At 34.9% G+C, this 18,122-nt stretch carries 14 protein-coding genes; 3 read left to right on the top strand and 11 right to left on the bottom strand.

The window, feature by feature from the left end; genetic code table 11:
• Positions 1–153 precede the first annotated feature (153 nt).
• Complete coding sequence (locus tag EGI26_RS16850) at positions 154–3,246, top strand: ELWxxDGT repeat protein (RefSeq protein ID WP_255080228.1); 3,093 nt, start codon at positions 154–156, stop codon at positions 3,244–3,246.
• A gap of 147 nt (positions 3,247–3,393) precedes the next feature.
• On the opposite strand, the gene EGI26_RS16845 is transcribed toward EGI26_RS16850, so the two are convergent.
• From EGI26_RS16845 to EGI26_RS16835, 3 genes are all read right to left on the bottom strand, one after another.
• Positions 3,394–4,155: a hypothetical protein gene (locus EGI26_RS16845; RefSeq protein WP_255080227.1), complete on the bottom strand. Its 762-nt coding sequence runs from the start codon at positions 4,153–4,155 to the stop codon at positions 3,394–3,396.
• 62 nt (positions 4,156–4,217) lie between these two features.
• Positions 4,218–4,742 carry a hypothetical protein gene (locus tag EGI26_RS16840; RefSeq protein WP_255080226.1) on the bottom strand — a complete coding sequence of 175 codons (525 nt, stop codon included), beginning with the start codon at positions 4,740–4,742 and terminating at the stop codon, positions 4,218–4,220.
• A 158-nt stretch (positions 4,743–4,900) separates the two neighbouring features.
• Positions 4,901–5,980 carry a serine hydrolase gene (locus tag EGI26_RS16835; RefSeq protein ID WP_255080225.1) on the bottom strand — a complete coding sequence of 360 codons (1,080 nt, stop codon included), beginning with the start codon at positions 5,978–5,980 and terminating at the stop codon, positions 4,901–4,903.
• A 161-nt stretch (positions 5,981–6,141) separates the two neighbouring features.
• Here EGI26_RS16835 and EGI26_RS16830 point away from each other — a divergent pair, with 161 nt between their 5' ends.
• Complete coding sequence (locus tag EGI26_RS16830; RefSeq protein WP_255080224.1) at positions 6,142–6,717, top strand: hypothetical protein; 576 nt, start codon at positions 6,142–6,144, stop codon at positions 6,715–6,717.
• A gap of 519 nt (positions 6,718–7,236) precedes the next feature.
• A complete protein-coding gene (locus EGI26_RS16825; RefSeq protein ID WP_255080223.1) occupies positions 7,237–8,217 on the top strand; it encodes an exo-alpha-sialidase in 981 nt (326 codons plus the stop codon).
• A gap of 262 nt (positions 8,218–8,479) precedes the next feature.
• Here the strand turns inward: EGI26_RS16825 and EGI26_RS16820 are convergent, their stop codons facing one another.
• The 8 genes from EGI26_RS16820 to EGI26_RS16785 form a co-directional block, all read right to left on the bottom strand.
• Entirely contained in the window at positions 8,480–9,520 is a 1,041-nt protein-coding gene (locus tag EGI26_RS16820) for a winged helix DNA-binding domain-containing protein (protein ID WP_255080222.1), read from the bottom strand.
• A 197-nt stretch (positions 9,521–9,717) separates the two neighbouring features.
• Positions 9,718–10,902 carry an aminotransferase class V-fold PLP-dependent enzyme gene (locus EGI26_RS16815; RefSeq protein ID WP_255080221.1) on the bottom strand — a complete coding sequence of 395 codons (1,185 nt, stop codon included), beginning with the start codon at positions 10,900–10,902 and terminating at the stop codon, positions 9,718–9,720.
• Positions 10,895–11,206 (bottom strand): helix-turn-helix transcriptional regulator, encoded by a 312-nt coding sequence (locus EGI26_RS16810; RefSeq protein WP_255080219.1) that lies wholly within the window; start codon positions 11,204–11,206, stop codon positions 10,895–10,897. Before EGI26_RS16810 ends, EGI26_RS16815 begins: the two co-directional genes overlap by 8 nt.
• Before the next feature lie 141 nt (positions 11,207–11,347).
• Positions 11,348–11,809, bottom strand: a complete 462-nt coding sequence (locus tag EGI26_RS16805; protein WP_255080218.1) for a GNAT family N-acetyltransferase — start codon at positions 11,807–11,809, stop codon at positions 11,348–11,350.
• Positions 11,810–11,929: 120 nt separating this feature from the next.
• Positions 11,930–12,535: a hypothetical protein gene (locus tag EGI26_RS16800; protein WP_255080216.1), complete on the bottom strand. Its 606-nt coding sequence runs from the start codon at positions 12,533–12,535 to the stop codon at positions 11,930–11,932.
• Between the two features lie 258 nt (positions 12,536–12,793).
• Complete coding sequence (locus tag EGI26_RS16795; RefSeq protein WP_255080214.1) at positions 12,794–14,026, bottom strand: hypothetical protein; 1,233 nt, start codon at positions 14,024–14,026, stop codon at positions 12,794–12,796.
• A 1-nt stretch (position 14,027) separates the two neighbouring features.
• Entirely contained in the window at positions 14,028–14,474 is a 447-nt protein-coding gene (locus EGI26_RS16790; RefSeq protein WP_255080212.1) for a response regulator, read from the bottom strand.
• Positions 14,471–17,974, bottom strand: a complete 3,504-nt coding sequence (locus tag EGI26_RS16785; RefSeq protein ID WP_255080211.1) for a hypothetical protein — start codon at positions 17,972–17,974, stop codon at positions 14,471–14,473. Before EGI26_RS16785 ends, EGI26_RS16790 begins: the two co-directional genes overlap by 4 nt.
• Positions 17,975–18,122: the final 148 nt, after the last annotated feature.

Raw genomic sequence — 18,122 nt, 5'->3', positions numbered from 1 at the left:
AACTATTATGTTCGCAAATTGAAACTTGAGTTCTTCACCAGTAAAAAAACAGAACTATTAATAAACAAACCGTAAAATAAAACACTCCACATTTGAAAACAAAATAGAGATTCAAGACATAATTTTGATTACTGAAAAATATCAAGTAGCAAAATGAATACTATTTACTCTACCTTTCTCAAGTTCGTTTTTCTCATTCTTACTGGCCATTTTGTTTTAGCTCAATCAAAACTTCTAACTATAAATGAGTCAAATCAAAGCTCGCACCCTAGATATGGCGTGGACCTGAACGGAACCCTATATTTTACCGCTGGTACGGCGGCTCAATCCAACGTAAGAGTCTGGAAAACGGATGGAACAAACGCTGGAACTAGTCAGATTTTCACACCAAATGCGACAGTTCCCTCAGGCCCTATACCTCATTTTAATAGAATAAATGCTGTCACACCGTTCGGAAATAAAGTTCTAATTATAGCGTCCATTTCTCAACAAAACTTCGACCATGAACTTTGGGTCTCTGATGGAACGCCAGTTGGAACTTTTCGCTTAGCTGATATAAATCCGGGCTCAGGAGACCCCAGTATCAGCAGTCTTACTGTAACCAACATCGGAGGCCAATCAGTTGCTTTTTTTTCTGCCAACGATGGCACAAATGGTTCAGAATTATGGAAAACTGATGGTACTTCATTGGGAACACAAATGGTAAAAAACATTAATAGTGGACTTAACAGCTCAAGTCCGACAGGATTTACTCAGCTAACCAACAAAGTTTTGTTTTTTGCAAACGACGGCATTAATGGTACAGAACCATGGGTAACTGATGGTACTTCGGCAGGTACTTTTATCCTAAAAGACATCAATACTGGTGCTAATTCGTCTTTTTATTCTTTTGGACCAAAGCCTGTTTCGGTAGCATCGAATGGATATTTTGAAGCTTATAACACCTCTAATATACCCTCCTTATGGACAACTGATGGAACTGAACTTGGTACTGTAGCGGTGCAGGGTGGCTCATATCAATATCCTAAAAACCTAACAGTTTTCCAGAACAGGGTATATTTCACTATGAATCAAACATTTACAAACTTGCTTTATATTGATAATCCTGCACTTCCGCCGACCTTTGTATATTATTATACAGGAGGTTTTAATGTTTTAAATGCAAAAGATTTTACTGTTTCGGGTGGTAAACTTTTTTTTACCTCCACCACTCCCGACAATGAATGCAGACTTTATCAAATATCTGATAACCCAAACCTTGCCTACAGTTGTAAGGACATAAATCCGTTGGCTAATGGTGACCCATTTCCGACTGATCCCAATAAAAGAAAATTCTACCCAGTGGGCAACGGAAATGTTGTTTTTTTAGCCACTAACCAAAACAATGGAACTGAACTTTGGTTTTCTGATGGTAGTATAAATGGTACCGTACTAATAAAAGACCACGCATTAGGAACCACGTCTGGTGATTATTCTTACATAAAAATCCTCGGAGATTTGATTTTCTATGTCGTAAATGATGCTGATGGAAAATACGATGCTTGGATGTCTTCTGTCAATGCTTTTTCGTTTGTATCGACAAATTCTAAAATGTCAACAATTAACCCTGGTTTGAATCTCACTAATTTTTACCCAATAGCCACCTCATCAGGACAATTATTCTTTTCGGCTTATGACAAAACCATAGGTTATGAGTTATACAAAACCAATGGTACCAGCATGAGTTTGGTTAAAGATATAGCAACGGCTAATAATGCTGATAACTCGCAAAGCTTTAACATTACTGCTCAAGTTGGCTCAACCTTATATTTTGCCGCAGATAATGGAAAAAATGGCCTTGAAGTATGGAAAACCAATGGCGACACCACCAATACCAAACTGGCTTTTGAAATAAATAAATACCCAACACTTGAAAACAATTCGGGTTACAATACCAACTACGATTTTTATAACACATCAACCGAAATCGCCAAACTATTTTCTGATGGAACAAAACTTTATATAGCGGAGTCTTACTATCTGTGGGTTTATGATGGGCTAAATGCCCCTACTAAGGTATATAATGTCACCAATACAAGGTTTGATTATTTGACCAAATTTGTTGTAATGAACGGATTAATCTATTTTTCAAACGGAAATAGAATTTACAAAACAGATGGAACAGAAGCGGGAACGGCTTTTGTCACTTCTCCTGATGGAAGCAACGCTTACGACAACAGGTATATCAGCGACCTTATTGCGTTCAATAACAAAATCTATTTTAAAGGCTATCATCCAACGCAAGGAGAGGAAATATTCTCTAGCGATGGTACAGCAGGAAATGTAACCCTCCTAGATGACTTAATACCAGGCAATAATGCCTTTAGTTACCTTAGTGCAGAATTCAATATTGTTGGAAGCGACTTGTATTTTATACATTATAATTCCTCTGAAGGCTGTACACTTTACAAAACCAATGGTGCTGCTGCAAATACCACCAAATTAAAAGTTTTTGATATAAACGGAGGGTGCCCAAGTTATTTTACCAATTATAAAAATCAGTTACTGGCCTTTCAAGCTTACGATGAAACACATGGTTCTGAACTATGGAAAAGCAATGGAACGGTTGCGGGAACAGAAATCGTCAAGGATATAAATCCAACGGATTCTTCAAATCCAATGAATTTCGCCCAAAATTCTAAGTTTGCCTTTTACAATGATTTTCTATACTTTTTAGCCTACGATGGTGTAGGTAGCTTTTTATATAAATCAGATTTAACTTCGGCAGGGACAGAAAAAATTGTTAAAGCCAGTAGTCCTAATATACTTGGAACCAATAAAGGAGTGTACTTCAATCGCTATGAGCAGAATCTTGGTGGCGAACCTTATAAAATAGAGTCAGACAGTGCTTCAATGAGATTGGTCTCTGATATTATATTTGGTACTGCAGGCTCTAATTATTCTGTTATTTTGCAACACGGCGAAAATCTTTTTTTGAGAACCTCCAGTATACAATTTAAATATGAAATCCATGTGTTCAAAATTTGCCCCAATCAGTTTATATTGGATAGCCCTCAAGCAACCAATAATACCTACGAAGCTTTAGATTTGATAAAAATGTCATCAGGAATTGCAACAGGAATTAATCAAAAACTTTTTGCGGGAAAAAACATTGAACTGCTTCCGGGCTTTAGTACCGGCACAAATACTGTTTTCAGTGCCAAAATTGGGGGCTGCAAGGCTAACATTTATGGAAACGTACCATAAAGACAGAGCTATAATATTTATTCTGTTTTGGGTTATAAATTAAAATCAATGGAGAACTAATGAATTTTTCAATGTTTTTGGGAATGTAAATCTTAATAAATACGTCTGATACCATTAGTGCTTATAAAGAAATTCATAACCCTTGTTTCACTTAGATATTCTCATCAAAATTCTACTTTTCTGCACACCATTTTCTTCTAAAATCAGCATTCTGTCCAACATGTCGCAGTCTTCGCATTCAAATTCTTCTGTGACGGTATATTTCCAGTTTTTATTCTTAAAAACGTAGAAAGGATATGGAGGATGCCCATCGCTAATTTCTTGGGCACCAACCAGGATCAAATCTGGCTTTTGGCTTATGGCTTTCCCTTTACTCCAAGAAGCATAACGACATTTTCCATCTTTGGTATAATCTATCCTAAGCTCCAAATTCTTCGATTTAAGCATTAAAATATTAGTTTCAAAGTCTCTTAAAGAAGGATGAATAATAGTTTTTGTTTTATCGTTCAATGCTTTTTCAAGAGCCATTTCTTTGTCAGAATTGTAATTTACAGTATAAATCCCTGATTCATCATACCATATTTCTCCATTAAATACCTCACCCACCATACCGAACATACCATTTCTGGCCATTACCTCTTTTTGAGAAAACTTTGGAATCAGTTTTTTAAACTTCGCATCAAAAAGTATGGGAAAATAAGCCACAAATTCCTTTTCGTTTTTAATATCTGGTACTGGGCTCAGCCTTTGAAGCGGATAATTGACCATTTCAGCCAACTCAGTGGCTTTATTTTGATTTATTAAATTAAGGATTTTCTTGCCGATCGCATATCCCTCTTTTGGGTCTTGGGCAAATGAAGAGAAGAAAATAGCTGTAAAAGCAACAATTAAAAGAGATTTGATTTTCATGAATTGGTTAAAAAAAAACAATCTAAGTCTAATTCCTTGAAAATTGAAATTTGGTAGAGAACTTATTTCAATGCTACAGTTCCCTCATAAACTTTAGCTTGCGTATAAAGTGTAGCTCCAAGTAATTTCCAATCTACGACTCCATAAACAACATATTTAAATTTGTTATTGTCGTTGGTCTTTAAAACGTTGATATTTATTGGCTTCCAAATTGTACCCATCACCAAACCCGTCGTTCCAGAATATGCACTTATGGGAGTGTTTTTTTGTGAAGTACTTCCCTTGCCTGAATTAAGGAATAAATCGTATTTTGTTACCCAGTTATTTTCTAAAATAACATGAGAAAACTTGCCTGAATTCAACTCTATACTATCTTTTAAAGCAAACTTAAACGTTTTAGTTTGATTAACTTTGACGGCATTACTATCAGATTTAGGGCCACCTACAAAAGACAAAAGTCCAAATACAAAAACAATTGTAGCAAAACCTCCAATATGGTTTCTTGCAACTTTGACTAATTTGAAACAGATTATTAGAAAATATATAAGGAGACTAAAATTAAGTAAACCCCAAATTAAGTGTGTCATTGGTATATTAATTTTGCTTTGTGTTAGATATCTGAATTAAAAATAATAGAATTCTTTTGGCAAAACAAAGTTCAGAGTCAAATAGCTCTAAAATTTATGTGGGTTAAAATAGGTTTTCTTGTACAGCACCATATTATTTCAAAAACCAACTCGAAGCCTCACTTTATTACTGCATTGATTTTCTCCCAAAGGGCTTTATCGAAGCCTGAAACTGCAAAATTTGGATTTGCTTTATCTGAGGCGTCGCCCATTCTAACTACCACCATGTTTTTGCTCGGAATTACATAAATACGCTGGTCTTCGGCACCCATAGCCGCATACATATCTGCAGGGGCATTAGGAACTAACATACCTGGAAACACCGTTTGAGAACTGGGCACCATGAAACTGGATTTACCATTTAACCACCACAAATAGCCATACGATGGATTGATACTTTGTGAAGAATTTATACTTTCTTCAAAAAACGTCCTATTCAGTATTTGTTCTTCTTTCCATTTTCCTTTGTTGAGTGCCAGCAGACCAAATCTCGCCATACTGCGGGTATTACTATGATAAAGCTTAAATATAAGCCCCATATTCCAAGAGCCGTCCATTCCAATCTTATCTTTGATTTTGCCATTGAAGTAATTCTCAAAGCTTTTGTTGCTGGCAGCAGCCACTACATCCATCAGTTTTTGAAAAACATTCCCGTAAGCCCAACGTTTGCCTGCATCGGCCACATGGGTCAGGTTCGATTTTGTAACGAGTTGCTTTTCATCATCCAGCCCAGAAGTCATGGTCAGCAGGTTTCGGCTGCTGATGAGGTTCTCTTTTTCTAAAATTTCGCTGGTCCAGCCAGTTCCAATATACTGCGATACCTTATCATTGATATTGAGCAAACCCTCTTGTTGAGCAATACCTGTGGTGGCCGATACCAAAGTTTTGCCAGCACTGTTCCACGCCCAAGTAGTAGTTGAAGTATGTCCGTCAAAATACTCTTCCAACACAACGCGACCATTGACCAAAATCATAAAAGACTTTGAGTTTTTCTGAATCAAAAAGTCTTTCAGAGGTTTCACGGCTTCTTCATTCCACCCCAGTGACGTCATCGGTATTGTTTCCCATGCAGAATTATTATTGGATGGAAAATACATCGAAGTAGGATCAGTAGCTTGGGGCGAATCTGCAGGTGGATCACAGGCCAAAATGAGCATTAGGCTCAGCAATGTAAGGATTTGGTGCTTCACAATTTTCATGCTTTGGTATTTATAAATATCTTGGACAAATAAAGTGCCTAAAGGTTTAGATTGTCATCAGAATTTTGAGTTCAAGCACATTTAGTGCGTTCATTTTTTGCCAATTACAAAATTTGGCCATATTATTGTATGGGAGAGTTTAGGATAACAAATTAAAATTTATGAAAAATCAAAAAAGTACGATCGTGGCATTGGGTTTTATGTTTTTGGGATTGATAGCCTGTGATTCTGCCAATACAACGGAGCAAACCGCTTTAATAGAAAGCCCTGCTCCTGTTCCAGTTGCAAATGAAGCTTCTGATTTACCTCCATTGTCCTCCATTCCAGAGTCTACTCCTCCGATTTCTGCTACCATACCAGCTCCAACATCACTCAATCTTTCAGGACCATTGGCTACTTCGAGTGCTCCATTAGCCTCTGCAAGTACACCTATCAGCACTGCCGCCAAAGCCCCAGTTAATACTGCAGCAAGCACAGCTCGCCTAAATCCAGCTCACGGTCAGCCTGGGCATGACTGCTCTGTGGCCGTAGGTGCACCGTTGAAAAAAACTGCCGCATCTGTGCCAGCACCGGCTAAAGCAACCCCAGCGAGTGTACCCGTGGAAACAACACCTACCGCTGCTCCAGTTGTAGCCTCAGCACCAAATTTTAATGCAAATGCAAAAATAAACCCTGCTCATGGCCAACCAGGACACGATTGTGCTGTAGCAGTAGGTGCTCCGCTGCCAGTGAAGTAAGAAGTTTAGACATCAATTATTTATGTCTTGAAAGGAAATGCGGCAAACTTCCAATAAAGTATTACGAATCCGAATAAACCCAAATTTGAGGTGTTGATACCTTAATCAATGCCAAATCAGTTATTAAAGGTTTAGCCAATTCTTGATTGTCAAATAGAGGTATTCATCATGCGAAAAGAATCTCCAGGAAAGGTCATCATAGCTAAGCCCTTCAATTTGGTGTTTTCTTTTGCAAATTGTGTAAAACTATTCCTCAATAGGCACAAAAAATTCAGAGCTTGAACTCAGAAAGCTCTAAAAGTGTAGAGTTTATGTATTTAATTCCTGATTATAAGACAAATACCTTTTAAATAAGGTTGATTAAAAGTTCGGCATTCAAATGTTGATATGTATGGAATAATTGTAGATGAAGATATAAATACATTTTTACAATCGCTTTACATATTTTTACACAAAAAACCCATACCGCAAATTTAATAGACATACTTTTACGACAGTATTTCACAAAACAATTTTGCAATGAATGTTTACAAAGTATCTGTTTTAGTCATTTTTCAAAGCTTCGTTTTTCTGTTTTGGGGAATGGATTTCTCTAGAGAAGATCCAGTGTTCCTAAAAATCAATGCCGCTGAAGTAAAAAACGTTGTATTTCAGTCGATAGATTATGGAAAGTCCTGGCAAGACATCAGTAATGGCCTGCCCAGAAATCTGGAGAACACTGAACTTTTTGTAAACCAGAATGGGCTTTTTTACTATTCCGAAAAAGAGATGTATCATCGAAATACAAATGTGATGGCTCCCGGCTGGAAAAAAGAGTATGCAATAGACAAATTGGGCAATGTGTCTGTTTGTAAGTCCGGTATGTATGCCGTTACTTATGGCGGAAAAATTTCAAAATTTGATTCTAAAACAAATACTTGGTCACCTATATTTACCAATTTTGATCGAAGCACGCTGAGAACCATTTTCGAGACACAAAATAATACTTTTCTCATAGGCTCTGACAGCGGCTTGTTCCGATCAACAGATAGTGGAAAAACGTGGAAACATGTACTTGAAGGCTGGTCAATTAAGATGGTGGAGGCTCAGGGTGTGTTGGTAGCTACAAGTCAAAAAGGCATTATACGCTCTACAGATGATGGCCAAACATGGAAAACCGTTATCAGCGAAGGTGGTGTGGGCATTGACGTGGCAATTATAAACGGAGGATTTGCGGCCATTAGCTATAACACAACCTCTAAAACTCGGAGAGTAAGAACGAGCTACGATGCAGGGAAAACGTGGCAAGCCATAGATGCTGGACTTCCACCTCATGATTTAGTCGCCAATGTTTTGCAGCTGGACAATTACCTCTTTTGCGGTCACCCGAAGGGCATTTATCGTTCTGCTGACAAGGGAAAAAGCTGGACACTCATCTCCCCTGCCATAGACGACAAAGTATTTAATCTTTATGTATCAGGAAAAACCATTTATGCTCTTCCTAGGGCTGGAGGATGTTGAAATTATTGATTTGAAAATTTGTTTTTACGACTAAGCAGAGTCTCCGTAGAGGCTCTCCTTAGGCGTTCGGACTCGCCCATAAAATCAAAGATCCGCTAAAGGTAGGCTCTCTATAGACAGGAAAAACGAAAAATATTCTTTATACAGCTGGTGTTTTCGGCATGTAAAACCCGCTTTTCGCCCGAACGAAGGAAATATTCTTCGTGGAGCTCGTTGCTCACAAGTATTTAATTTTACACTGTTAAATTCAATTAAAAGTAATTCATAAAGCACCAAACACCCCAAACCTCCTCTTCCAGACTTCGAGGTGGTTTAATTGGAGGTTTGGAGAATTGCTAAAACCCTGCATTTCTACAAAAGGGTACTTCTTGGTCTTTCGCCATGTACCAACTATCTCATTTTCAGATACTACGATTGGTTTAAAAATACCATTTCCAGTTTCCGAACTGTCTACACCTTTTGGCAAAGCCAGACTTCTACCTTCTGAATAACCTACCGTGTATTCATCATAACATGGAAGTAATGCCGATATCTTGTAGTTTGGTATAGAAATATCGGTTTCAAAAAAATAATATTTTAGGTTCTCATTGGTGGTAGCCCGTAGTTTATCCCCTAACTCGGCAATACCAAGGTTTGCTTCGCTCATGCTCAGGCCGCTCCACCATGCAAAGTCTTTAGCGGTGGCCGGGCCTCTGGATTGAAAATATAGTTGGGCCAAATTGACGATAGCCTCTGATTTAGATACTTTAGGGCTTGGTGGCACCCTTTTCTCAAAAAGTGCGTAGCTTCCTTTTTTTGTTCCGTTGCACAAAAGCATTTCCAATTCAGCTCTGATGATGATTTGCGTCGCCAACAAATTGCTCACTTCCATCCCACGCTTCAGGAGGCAAAACATTATTTCTTCCTTGGTGAGTTCGGGGTGTTCTATGTATTCTTGCTCTAGGATTGTCCAGGTTTTAAGAAACACCTCGTTGGTAAGACCTTCTTTTTTGTCGATATATTGGGTGGCTTTCTTTACGCTTGGGGCCGAAAGTTCCATCATCCAGCGGATGTCTTTCTGATGCACAAAATGCCATGTAGGTCGCAAAATATGCGTCCTGATGATTGTGCCGGCATTTACAAGGGCTTCTATTTGGCTTCTGATGGCGTTGTGGGTTCGTAAACCCACGGCCCAAAGTGCCATACCGTAGTCTTGGGCTTGCATGGCACCAAAATGAGCGACCACATCAGCGACCTCCACAAAACCACCGCCTGCCAGACCTTGATTAAACAAACGCAAACTCAAAATATGCTCTCTGTTCATATTAAATTTTGGAAAAATATCCCCTAAATGTCAATTTTAGACTCAGCTGCAACACAGTTTAAAAGTACAATATAAAGGAATTTCTCTTAATACTTCGGATGTTTTCCGAGCGTATAATAAGTATATTAGATTAGCAAATGAAATACCTTACGATAGCTCGAAATCTGGGAAGAATTAATCGATTGACCTAAGGCATTTCAAGACATCAAAACTAATTGGTTTACTATTTCCGAAACTGCGTCCATCTCTTCGATGGTGTTGAAATAGTTCGGAGAAAAGCGAATCGCCCAGTCTACTCCTTTTTTAGTAAAGTCAATAATAGCGTAGCTTTTTAAGCTTGGCGAATAATATACCTTATTGGCTTTCAGATGTGCCTCAACCTGCTCTAAAGTTTTATTCTTAATATAAAATGTTATGATATTTGATTGAACCAAACCCCTATCTAGCAAAACCAAGTCGTTTATTTGAGATAAGTTTGACCTCAGCCTCTCTCCCAAGGTTTTATTATATTCTTCAATATTATCAATCCCAATACGATTGGTATATGCCAATGATTCCGCAAGACCAATGATTTCAACACCCACTTCTTTGGGTTCGAAACGCAGGGCTGAATTAATCGATACATAGTTTTCGGCTTCAACCCAATCGGCACCTCTTCGATCAATAAACAAAGGCTCAAGGCCTAAATTCAGTGCTTTATCAGAAACGTACAAAAAACCAGAGGTTCTTGGACCTCGCAAAAACTTACGGCCAGTGGCATTTAAAAAATCACATGCAATTTCTTGAACATCAACCACCATTTGCCCTACGGCTTGACAAGCGTCTAATAAATACAAAATATCGTATTTTTTACAAAGTTTTCCGACTTCCGTCACCGGCTGAACCAATCCTGAATTTGTTGGTACTTGCGTAATGGCTACTAATTTTGGTTTATACGCAATAATTTTCTGTTCAAAATCTAAAATATCAAGTTCACCAAATTCAGTATTTTCGGTTCGAATTATTTCAATTCCAAAGCGTTTTTTCAGTGAAATAAAAGCTATAAAATTCGAGATATAATCGTCGTCTGTAGTCAAAATTACATCTCCTGGGCAAAAAGGAATTGCAGATAAAGCACGGCTAAACCCCTCTGTGGCTGAATATTGAAACGAAATATTGTCGGGTCTACAATTGATCAACCTCGCTGCCTCCTTATAAAACCTATTTCTGTCCTCCGATTTTAATGCTTCAATTGGATATCCCCCAAACTCTTCTTCGAGCTTATTGTAGGCATGCATTTTTTCAAACATAGACTTTGGTGGTAGCGAACAGCCCGCACTCGACAGAAATATCTTGTCTTCACAGTGTAGTGTATCCTTTCTAATTTGTTCAAGGTTAAACATCGGCCAATTGAGATTTTAATGTTTCCAAATATTCTTTTAGAAGTAGCGTATTTGATTTATAATAGGTCCATTTCCCGATTCTGGTTGGAATTACCAAGTCGACATTTTGAAGTATAGATAAATAATGTGAGGTGGTTGATTGAGAAAGACCCGTTTTATCATGGATTTTTCCAACACAGACGCCCATTCCAAAACCTTCTACTTCTACGTGAGGACTGAAATGTTCCTCTGGTTGCAACAACCACTGTAATATTTGATATCGGGTCTTATTGGCTAATGCCGCAGTGATTTTTTGAATATCCATGCCGTAAATATACCAACATTTCGATAATTACCGATATGTAGAAACGAAAATTTGATCACCTTATAAGGATTTCCTTTTACAAGTTCGGGGTAAATAGAATCTGGTTTCAGGTCTAAATGGTTGTCTAGTCCTAAAATAAGTTTAAAACTTTAGTTTCATTCCTTCGTGTGTTGCTACAAAACCAATAGTTTCGTAAAACCGCAAAGCATCAGGTCTTTTTTTGTCGCTTGTAAGCTGCAATAAGATACAACCCTTCTCTTTCGCTCTCTTGATGGCATACTCAAATACTTTTCTTCCGATGCCCTGTCCTCGATACTTTGAATTTGTTCTGACAGCCTCAATCTGAGCCCTAAGTCCACCGTGGTGGGTTAGATACTGTATAAAAGTCAAGTGGAAAGTTGCCACTTTTTCACCATTCATTTCTACAATGGTTAATTCTTGGTTTTGGTCTGAATTGATAATCTCAAAGGCCTTCAAATAATTATCAGAAAGAATCTCTGAAAAATTCTCCCTCTCAGCACCCAAAGTATCGTCAGACAACATCCTTACAATATCTATTAAGTCGTCTTGGCTAGCTCTTCTAAATGTTAGTTCCTTGCTCATTAAATTAAAAATAATACTTTATCATTTGTTGCAAATTCTTAAATTGGGGTACAATTGATAGAGTGAAAATTTCGACAAGGAAAAAGTAGTATCTACTGTACTGGCCGAAAATTATATTAATCAATCATTCGTGCCTAAAATAAATTTACCCAATTCTACCTTTTTTTTATCAAATTCTTCCTGAGAAATAAGTTGTAAGTCAAGTAATTCTTTTTGTTTTTTCAATATTTCAAGTGCCTTCTCTCGGGTCATAACACCAACAATCTCTACCTCTTTTTGGCTTATGGCCTTATCTATGTTAGAAACGTGAATAGTTTTAAGCCCATCTATAGTTCTATTTAACTTGCATTCAAAGTATACCTCAACAGGGATTTTCTTTAAAATTGGTAAATTGAAAATATAAATATTATCAATTGTTATTTCTTCACCAGAAAAGGTCTTTGGTACTGTCAATACAAGACCCTTTTGTTTAATTAAATAGGTAAAATTTCCATAAAGTTTACTCCCAAATAAATCCTGGGTAATATTATTCGGGTTCTCAGGAGTCAGAACTTTTAATTTATCTCCCTTTTTAAAGACAAAGCCGCCCTCGCCTCTATAAAAAGTAAATTCTGAATAATTTTTCAACTTTTTATATTTATTGCTTAAAATATCATCGTAAGTAAGAGTATCTTGCCCAAATGACTGAAAGCCAAAAAAAATTAAACCAAAAAATAAATGTTTCATTTTATTAATAATAAATTATAAACTATGTGAATAAAAAACTGTTATCCTAAAATCTCTTTAACACGAAACTCCGAAAAAACTTAGATGTTCGACATGTACAACATAAAGTCAAAAGTCCTCTAAATGAAGACTATTGTCCATAAGGGACGAGATAAAGAAAATATTCTTTATCCAGCAGTTGTTTTCTATTGGGAAAACCCACTTTTTCGCCCGAACCGAGGAAATATCCATGGTATAGCTGTAATCCCTAAATTATTACTAAACTCCATAAAATTTATAAATCATCCAATATGCAAATGCAGAAGCAGCATCTGAAGCCAACTCCTTTGCATCGTAAGGTCTTTTATCTTGGTTAATCGATTGACTATCATCCCTTTCGATTATATCCGAAATACCACGTACTAAACCAGAAATCAAAGAACTTTGATTTCGACCTTGCTTAGATAAGGTTTTACTAAAACCGAAACCTTCCATTTCAATAGCAGATGTGTCATTATAATATTTAGTAAGTATTGTACCAACACTTGAGTCGTAATGCTCAACCAACTGATCCCCTGAAGCTATAATTCCCAAATCAGCATTCGGGCAATAATCTTTATATGTACCTTTAATCATTGATTTCCATTCATCTTTAAGTCTTTCCTTTTTGGCTTTTTCAATAAATGCATAAGTTAAAAAACCGCTATCAGGCCTAGCAGAAAACATTTCCTTATCTGATTTCCCAGCTTCATATGAATAAATTTTCTCGGGTATAACAACATCACCAATTTTGAAATCATTTCCTTTTCTCGAGCCTGCAATGCCAACAAAAATTATTAAATCAGGTGAATAATTTTGAATCGCTCTTTCAGTTTCCATAGCTGCAATCGAATTTTTTGCACCGCACTCTCTTATAACAACATTAGCTACAAGTCCATCATTCCAGTAAAAATCACCTATTTCATAACTTGTGTCATCTAAATCATTGTCCTTTAGGTTTATAAGGTGTGCTTTAACAGCTCTATATTCTTCCTTAATTGCTGTTAAAATGACAACTAGTGGGGTAGTTCTACTTAGTTTTTTATCCATTTTTTTTGTCATTAAATAAGCTATCTTGTTCTTGATTAATTCTTCCCAATCTGATTCTTTCAAATTAAATTTTGCCACAACCCAACCTTCAATATTGAATCTTTCATTTACTTGGGATTTTATATCATCGAATGAAGTTAACCCTATAATAGAGTCAGGTTGTGAAATATCATTTCTTCTTGTAATTTCTTTTAAGAGATTTAATCCCGATTTATCTTTTATGCCTTCTCCTGGCCTAACTGGTAAATTCAGATCAAGGATCATAAGGTCAATTATATTACGACTTAGTAAAACACCCATTGCTTGCGATGTACTTCTTGCAATGGTTATTTGTATAGACTGAGGTAAGAAAGATTCCTTAATAACTTTCTCAATTCTAATTACCTTTTCCTCTGAATCATCTACAATAAAAATATTTAACATCCTAAATAAATGATTTTAAAAATATACTCAACTCATTTTGCCACTCCTCAGTTCTTTGAGATTTATAAATTACATATCCTTTATAAATGTCATCAAATTTGGTTTTAAGTTGTGAATCAAGCTCATTTATTGAAATAGATCCACCATCAAATTCGTTATACTGAGTCACAACAATTACCTTAGAATGCTTTTTATACCTCTTCATTTCTTTTAGAATATCTCTTCCACCAAAGTTTCTGGGCTTGCCAGAAGAGCTACTTGAGTTTTGGTCATAAGTTGGTAAACTCATATCAAGTAGGATAAAGTCGAATTCATTTTCGAAAATTTCTTGCAAACCACTCTGATAAGAAATCTTGTGATTCATTTCAATATCCTTAAAATTCTCACTAAGAAAATTCAATACTTTCTTTGCCTTGTTGGGATCATCTTCAATTAATAAACCTTTCATATTATTAGATTTTTATTTTCGATTGTTATTTGAACTTCGTATTTATTATTTGAATATTCAACATTAACTTCATAATTCCCTTGCTCTAAATCTGCTGATATACACCTACAAATTTTAAGATACCCCGAGTCTCCTTCAAAGCTATTTGCCATATTTCCATCTCTATAATTACTAACTTTTCTTTTTATATCTTGAATTTTAATTTTCAATTCTTCAACATCAATATTTGGAGATATATTATTAGAAACAATAATTTTTGTTAACCCGTTTTCGGAATTTACCATTATTTTAATATCCAATTTTTCATATAAATCCTTATTGTTTTTTATGATATTATCAAAAATATTGATAAGCATATCTCCAAATCCTTCAAAATATTTACCCTTGTATTTAGAATTGCATTTGATATTTCTCTCTACTTTCGCTATATTTAAAATATTACCATTAATACTGTTTGTATAATCTATACTTGCTTCCAAAATCATCTCAATAGGAAATTCATCAACATATTGATTTTGTGACATTTTAAACCATTGTTGGACTTGATTAGTAACCTTTTGGATTTCAGTTTTACAGGCTAAAATTTGTTCTTCTACTTGAGAAGTTTTATTATTATTGCCATAAATGGATGCTACATCAGTTTCCATTTGTTCAATAATATCAACGAATTTGGATGATAATTCAGAGTCAATTCTCTGTCTAATAGCATTTAACTGCTTATCCATTCTATCGAAAAGAATACTAAACACTTCTTGAATAAAATCCTGTGAGTTGTTAATACGTCCAACTCTATTTATAAAAATAGCTCTCATTTCAAAATCCGAGAATGAGAAATCAAACATTGCATTCTTATCCTCTTCTTGTTCATATATTTTAATCCAACTTCTAGCTAAGTCAATTAAGTCGTCAATGGATCTAGAACTAATTTTCAATAACTCTTGTAATCGATTTTCGAACATTTTTGGAATTCTATTACCTTCTTTCCAATAATTAATTTCCTTATATTCATCACCGCTTAACTCTTTGGAACCAATTAAATTATATTTATCAAAAACATTTCTTAAAACATTTTGAAAGGTACCGTGCCTAATTCTCATACTTAGAAAGCTTTTGAATCCGAAATCTTCATTAAAAATGAATTCATTTTTAATTTCTTCAAACAACAAAACGAAATGGGTGTATCTAATTATTGGAACCCGTACAATATTAGGATCATTAAACGGCTCGCCTAATGAATAAAATTGTAAAAGGTTTGGTTCAACTGGTTCTAGACAATAGAACATTGAATTAACTCTATTTGGATTAAAAACTTCATCTAAGGTCAAAGCAGAAAGGGCTGAATATCTCTTGTTATCAAGTGAAAGGTAGCGATCAAACACTTCGGTTATGTCAGCATTAAGAATTTTGAACAAGCTATCTGTATCAACATAAATTCTACTTTCATGAATGTGTTTTACCCCTTTACGTATAGTATCTTCTTTTGTAATATTTAAAATTTCTTCATTATATTTTTTTAGTTTTTCAGGGTTCGTCTTTTTCAAGCAATTTAATATAGAAATCCTTTCAGAAGAAAGGGCGTCAATCGAGTTTATATAGGGAGAATCTTCAATATGGCTCTTGATACAACATTTCTCCAAAAAGAAAGTTACCGCCTTAATATCGAAATCCAACTTTTTTTCATTTAATTCTGATGGACGACGCAGCTCATTTTGAATAAGAAAGTTTGCAATAGAATCATAACACAAAGATCTAGACTGCTTTGTAATTTGAAAGAATATAGGAATTGATATCTCTCCATATATTGGAGATTCATCGTTTTCAATTAACTCATCCATTAAATCCTGAAAATAATAATGGTCGTATAAAATATTAGATCGGAAGTATTCTTCTATTATTAAATTAACAGTTTCACCAATTAGTTTTAATTCGTACAAACATTTGATTTTACTTTTAGTAAACCATGTTTTAACAAATTCAGGCATTTCTGAATATTTATTATGTAATTGGAATTCATTTAAACATTTTAAAGCAGATTCAAAATTTCTATTTTTGATTTTTGAAATAGCAAAAAGTTCAATTTGGTAGAATTTAGCATAATCCAATATTAAACTTTCATTTCTTAATGATCGTCTTACAAATTTATCCCAATTAGATTGATTGACAATTGGAAGCTCTAAATAACTATTTTCTTCAAAGGCTTGTATTGAACGATGTGAAATTACATTACTAGTTAGAAAAACTTTTGTAATAATAGTTCCCGGCATTTCAAACTGAAGATCTGTATATAAATCTTGAAGTAAGCAACTTGAAAAATTAAAAAAACTATTATTATAATACTCTGCAATCAATTTTTCCCTGTTAGCAGTATATTTTTCATCTTTTAAGAGCATGGATCTCATTAACTTTAGGATTTGAGTTAGAACATTATCTTCATTAAAATATTCCGAGACTTCTTTTCCTATAAATATTATTGATTTTACAAAATAAGAATGTAGCTCCTGAATTTCAGGATTAATATGTAAAGCAGTGGCAGCGAGTTCTGCTACTCTTAAATACTCCCCTTCAAAAAAGAGGTCGGCCACTTTATCATGATTTTTTTGGTATGGACTAAGCATTAAGTTATTAAGGTGCTTTGGGTTAAGCAAACATAATAATCTATCCCAATACAAATCTTTGCTAGTTAAGGACATTTGTTTTATTTCTAGCTCCAATTCGTTTACTTCATCAATATTTAGTGTATGCAGTATTAAAGGTAATATTGTTTGTATTGAATTTAGTCTATCAATAACAGAAAAATCCGACTCGAAATTGACGATAAATTCTTTATTCTCAAAAGCAAAATCAAAATTAAATGGCTCAAATTTTAAAACAATATACTCAGAAAGATATTTGGCATCATTTGGATACATTGACATATGGTGTTCGACGGTTGAATCGTACTGCCATGGAGGTAAGTCTTTCTCCATCCGAAGTTTAGCAAATTCCGCGATTAATGGTAGTTTTGTAGACTTTCCATTTATGGATAATTCATTTATTATTTCTTCATTAGCCTTTCTATTATTCTCTTGTTCATTTAAGTACATTTCAATTATCAATAAGTATAATGAGCTACTTATCTCCTTTTCAATTTTCTCTGTGCATAAGTCCACATTTGATGTATTTCCAAGAAGTATACCAGTTTCAATAGTTCTGTTAACTTCTGTAAAGAGGTTCAAATGATAATTATAATGCTTAAATACCTCAAAAAACCATTTTATTTCCTCAATTAAACTTGTGCTTTGGGAAAAAAAGGTTTCTTCACTCGCTATTAAACTCTCAGTTTTTGGTAGTGGATTATTGTAAGCAAGATTCCAATAATTTTCACTCAGTTTATTAAGTATATAAATTCTCTGATCAATATCACAAGAATATCTTATGTTTCCTTTAAAATCGTGTCTACTAACCTTTCCTTTATTAACTTTTGAAATAAAATGTCTTCTGTTGTCGTTGGACTTACCCATTTAAATAATTAACTTTAATCTGTTATTCCAAATTGATTCTTTATTCTTCATATTTTTTATTTGTCCTACACAAGCTTCCCGATTTTGAAGATGGTTATGAAGCATTTTTAAATCTGACATTATAAAACGCCTAATTTAATTAATTTTT

The sequence above is a fragment of the Lacihabitans sp. CCS-44 genome (assembly GCF_024343735.1).
Lineage (GTDB): Bacteria > Bacteroidota > Bacteroidia > Cytophagales > Spirosomataceae > Leadbetterella.
Note: the sequence above shows the minus strand (reverse complement) of the source record. Positions and strands in the feature narration are given on the sequence as shown.

Excerpts from the sequence above, each read along its gene's own strand:
- EGI26_RS16850 (WP_255080228.1), top strand. The coding sequence starts at position 154 with ATGAATACTATTTACTCTACCTTTCTCAAGTTCGTTTTTCTCATTCTT.
- EGI26_RS16845 (WP_255080227.1), bottom strand. The coding sequence starts at position 4,155 with ATGAAAATCAAATCTCTTTTAATTGTTGCTTTTACAGCTATTTTCTTC.
- EGI26_RS16840 (WP_255080226.1), bottom strand. The coding sequence starts at position 4,742 with ATGACACACTTAATTTGGGGTTTACTTAATTTTAGTCTCCTTATATAT.
- EGI26_RS16835 (WP_255080225.1), bottom strand. The coding sequence starts at position 5,980 with ATGAAAATTGTGAAGCACCAAATCCTTACATTGCTGAGCCTAATGCTC.
- EGI26_RS16830 (WP_255080224.1), top strand. The coding sequence starts at position 6,142 with ATGAAAAATCAAAAAAGTACGATCGTGGCATTGGGTTTTATGTTTTTG.
- EGI26_RS16825 (WP_255080223.1), top strand. The coding sequence starts at position 7,237 with ATGAATGTTTACAAAGTATCTGTTTTAGTCATTTTTCAAAGCTTCGTT.
- EGI26_RS16820 (WP_255080222.1), bottom strand. The coding sequence starts at position 9,520 with ATGAACAGAGAGCATATTTTGAGTTTGCGTTTGTTTAATCAAGGTCTG.
- EGI26_RS16815 (WP_255080221.1), bottom strand. The coding sequence starts at position 10,902 with ATGTTTAACCTTGAACAAATTAGAAAGGATACACTACACTGTGAAGAC.
- EGI26_RS16810 (WP_255080219.1), bottom strand. The coding sequence starts at position 11,206 with ATGGATATTCAAAAAATCACTGCGGCATTAGCCAATAAGACCCGATAT.
- EGI26_RS16805 (WP_255080218.1), bottom strand. The coding sequence starts at position 11,809 with ATGAGCAAGGAACTAACATTTAGAAGAGCTAGCCAAGACGACTTAATA.
- EGI26_RS16800 (WP_255080216.1), bottom strand. The coding sequence starts at position 12,535 with ATGAAACATTTATTTTTTGGTTTAATTTTTTTTGGCTTTCAGTCATTT.
- EGI26_RS16795 (WP_255080214.1), bottom strand. The coding sequence starts at position 14,026 with ATGTTAAATATTTTTATTGTAGATGATTCAGAGGAAAAGGTAATTAGA.
- EGI26_RS16790 (WP_255080212.1), bottom strand. The coding sequence starts at position 14,474 with ATGAAAGGTTTATTAATTGAAGATGATCCCAACAAGGCAAAGAAAGTA.
- EGI26_RS16785 (WP_255080211.1), bottom strand. The coding sequence starts at position 17,974 with ATGGGTAAGTCCAACGACAACAGAAGACATTTTATTTCAAAAGTTAAT.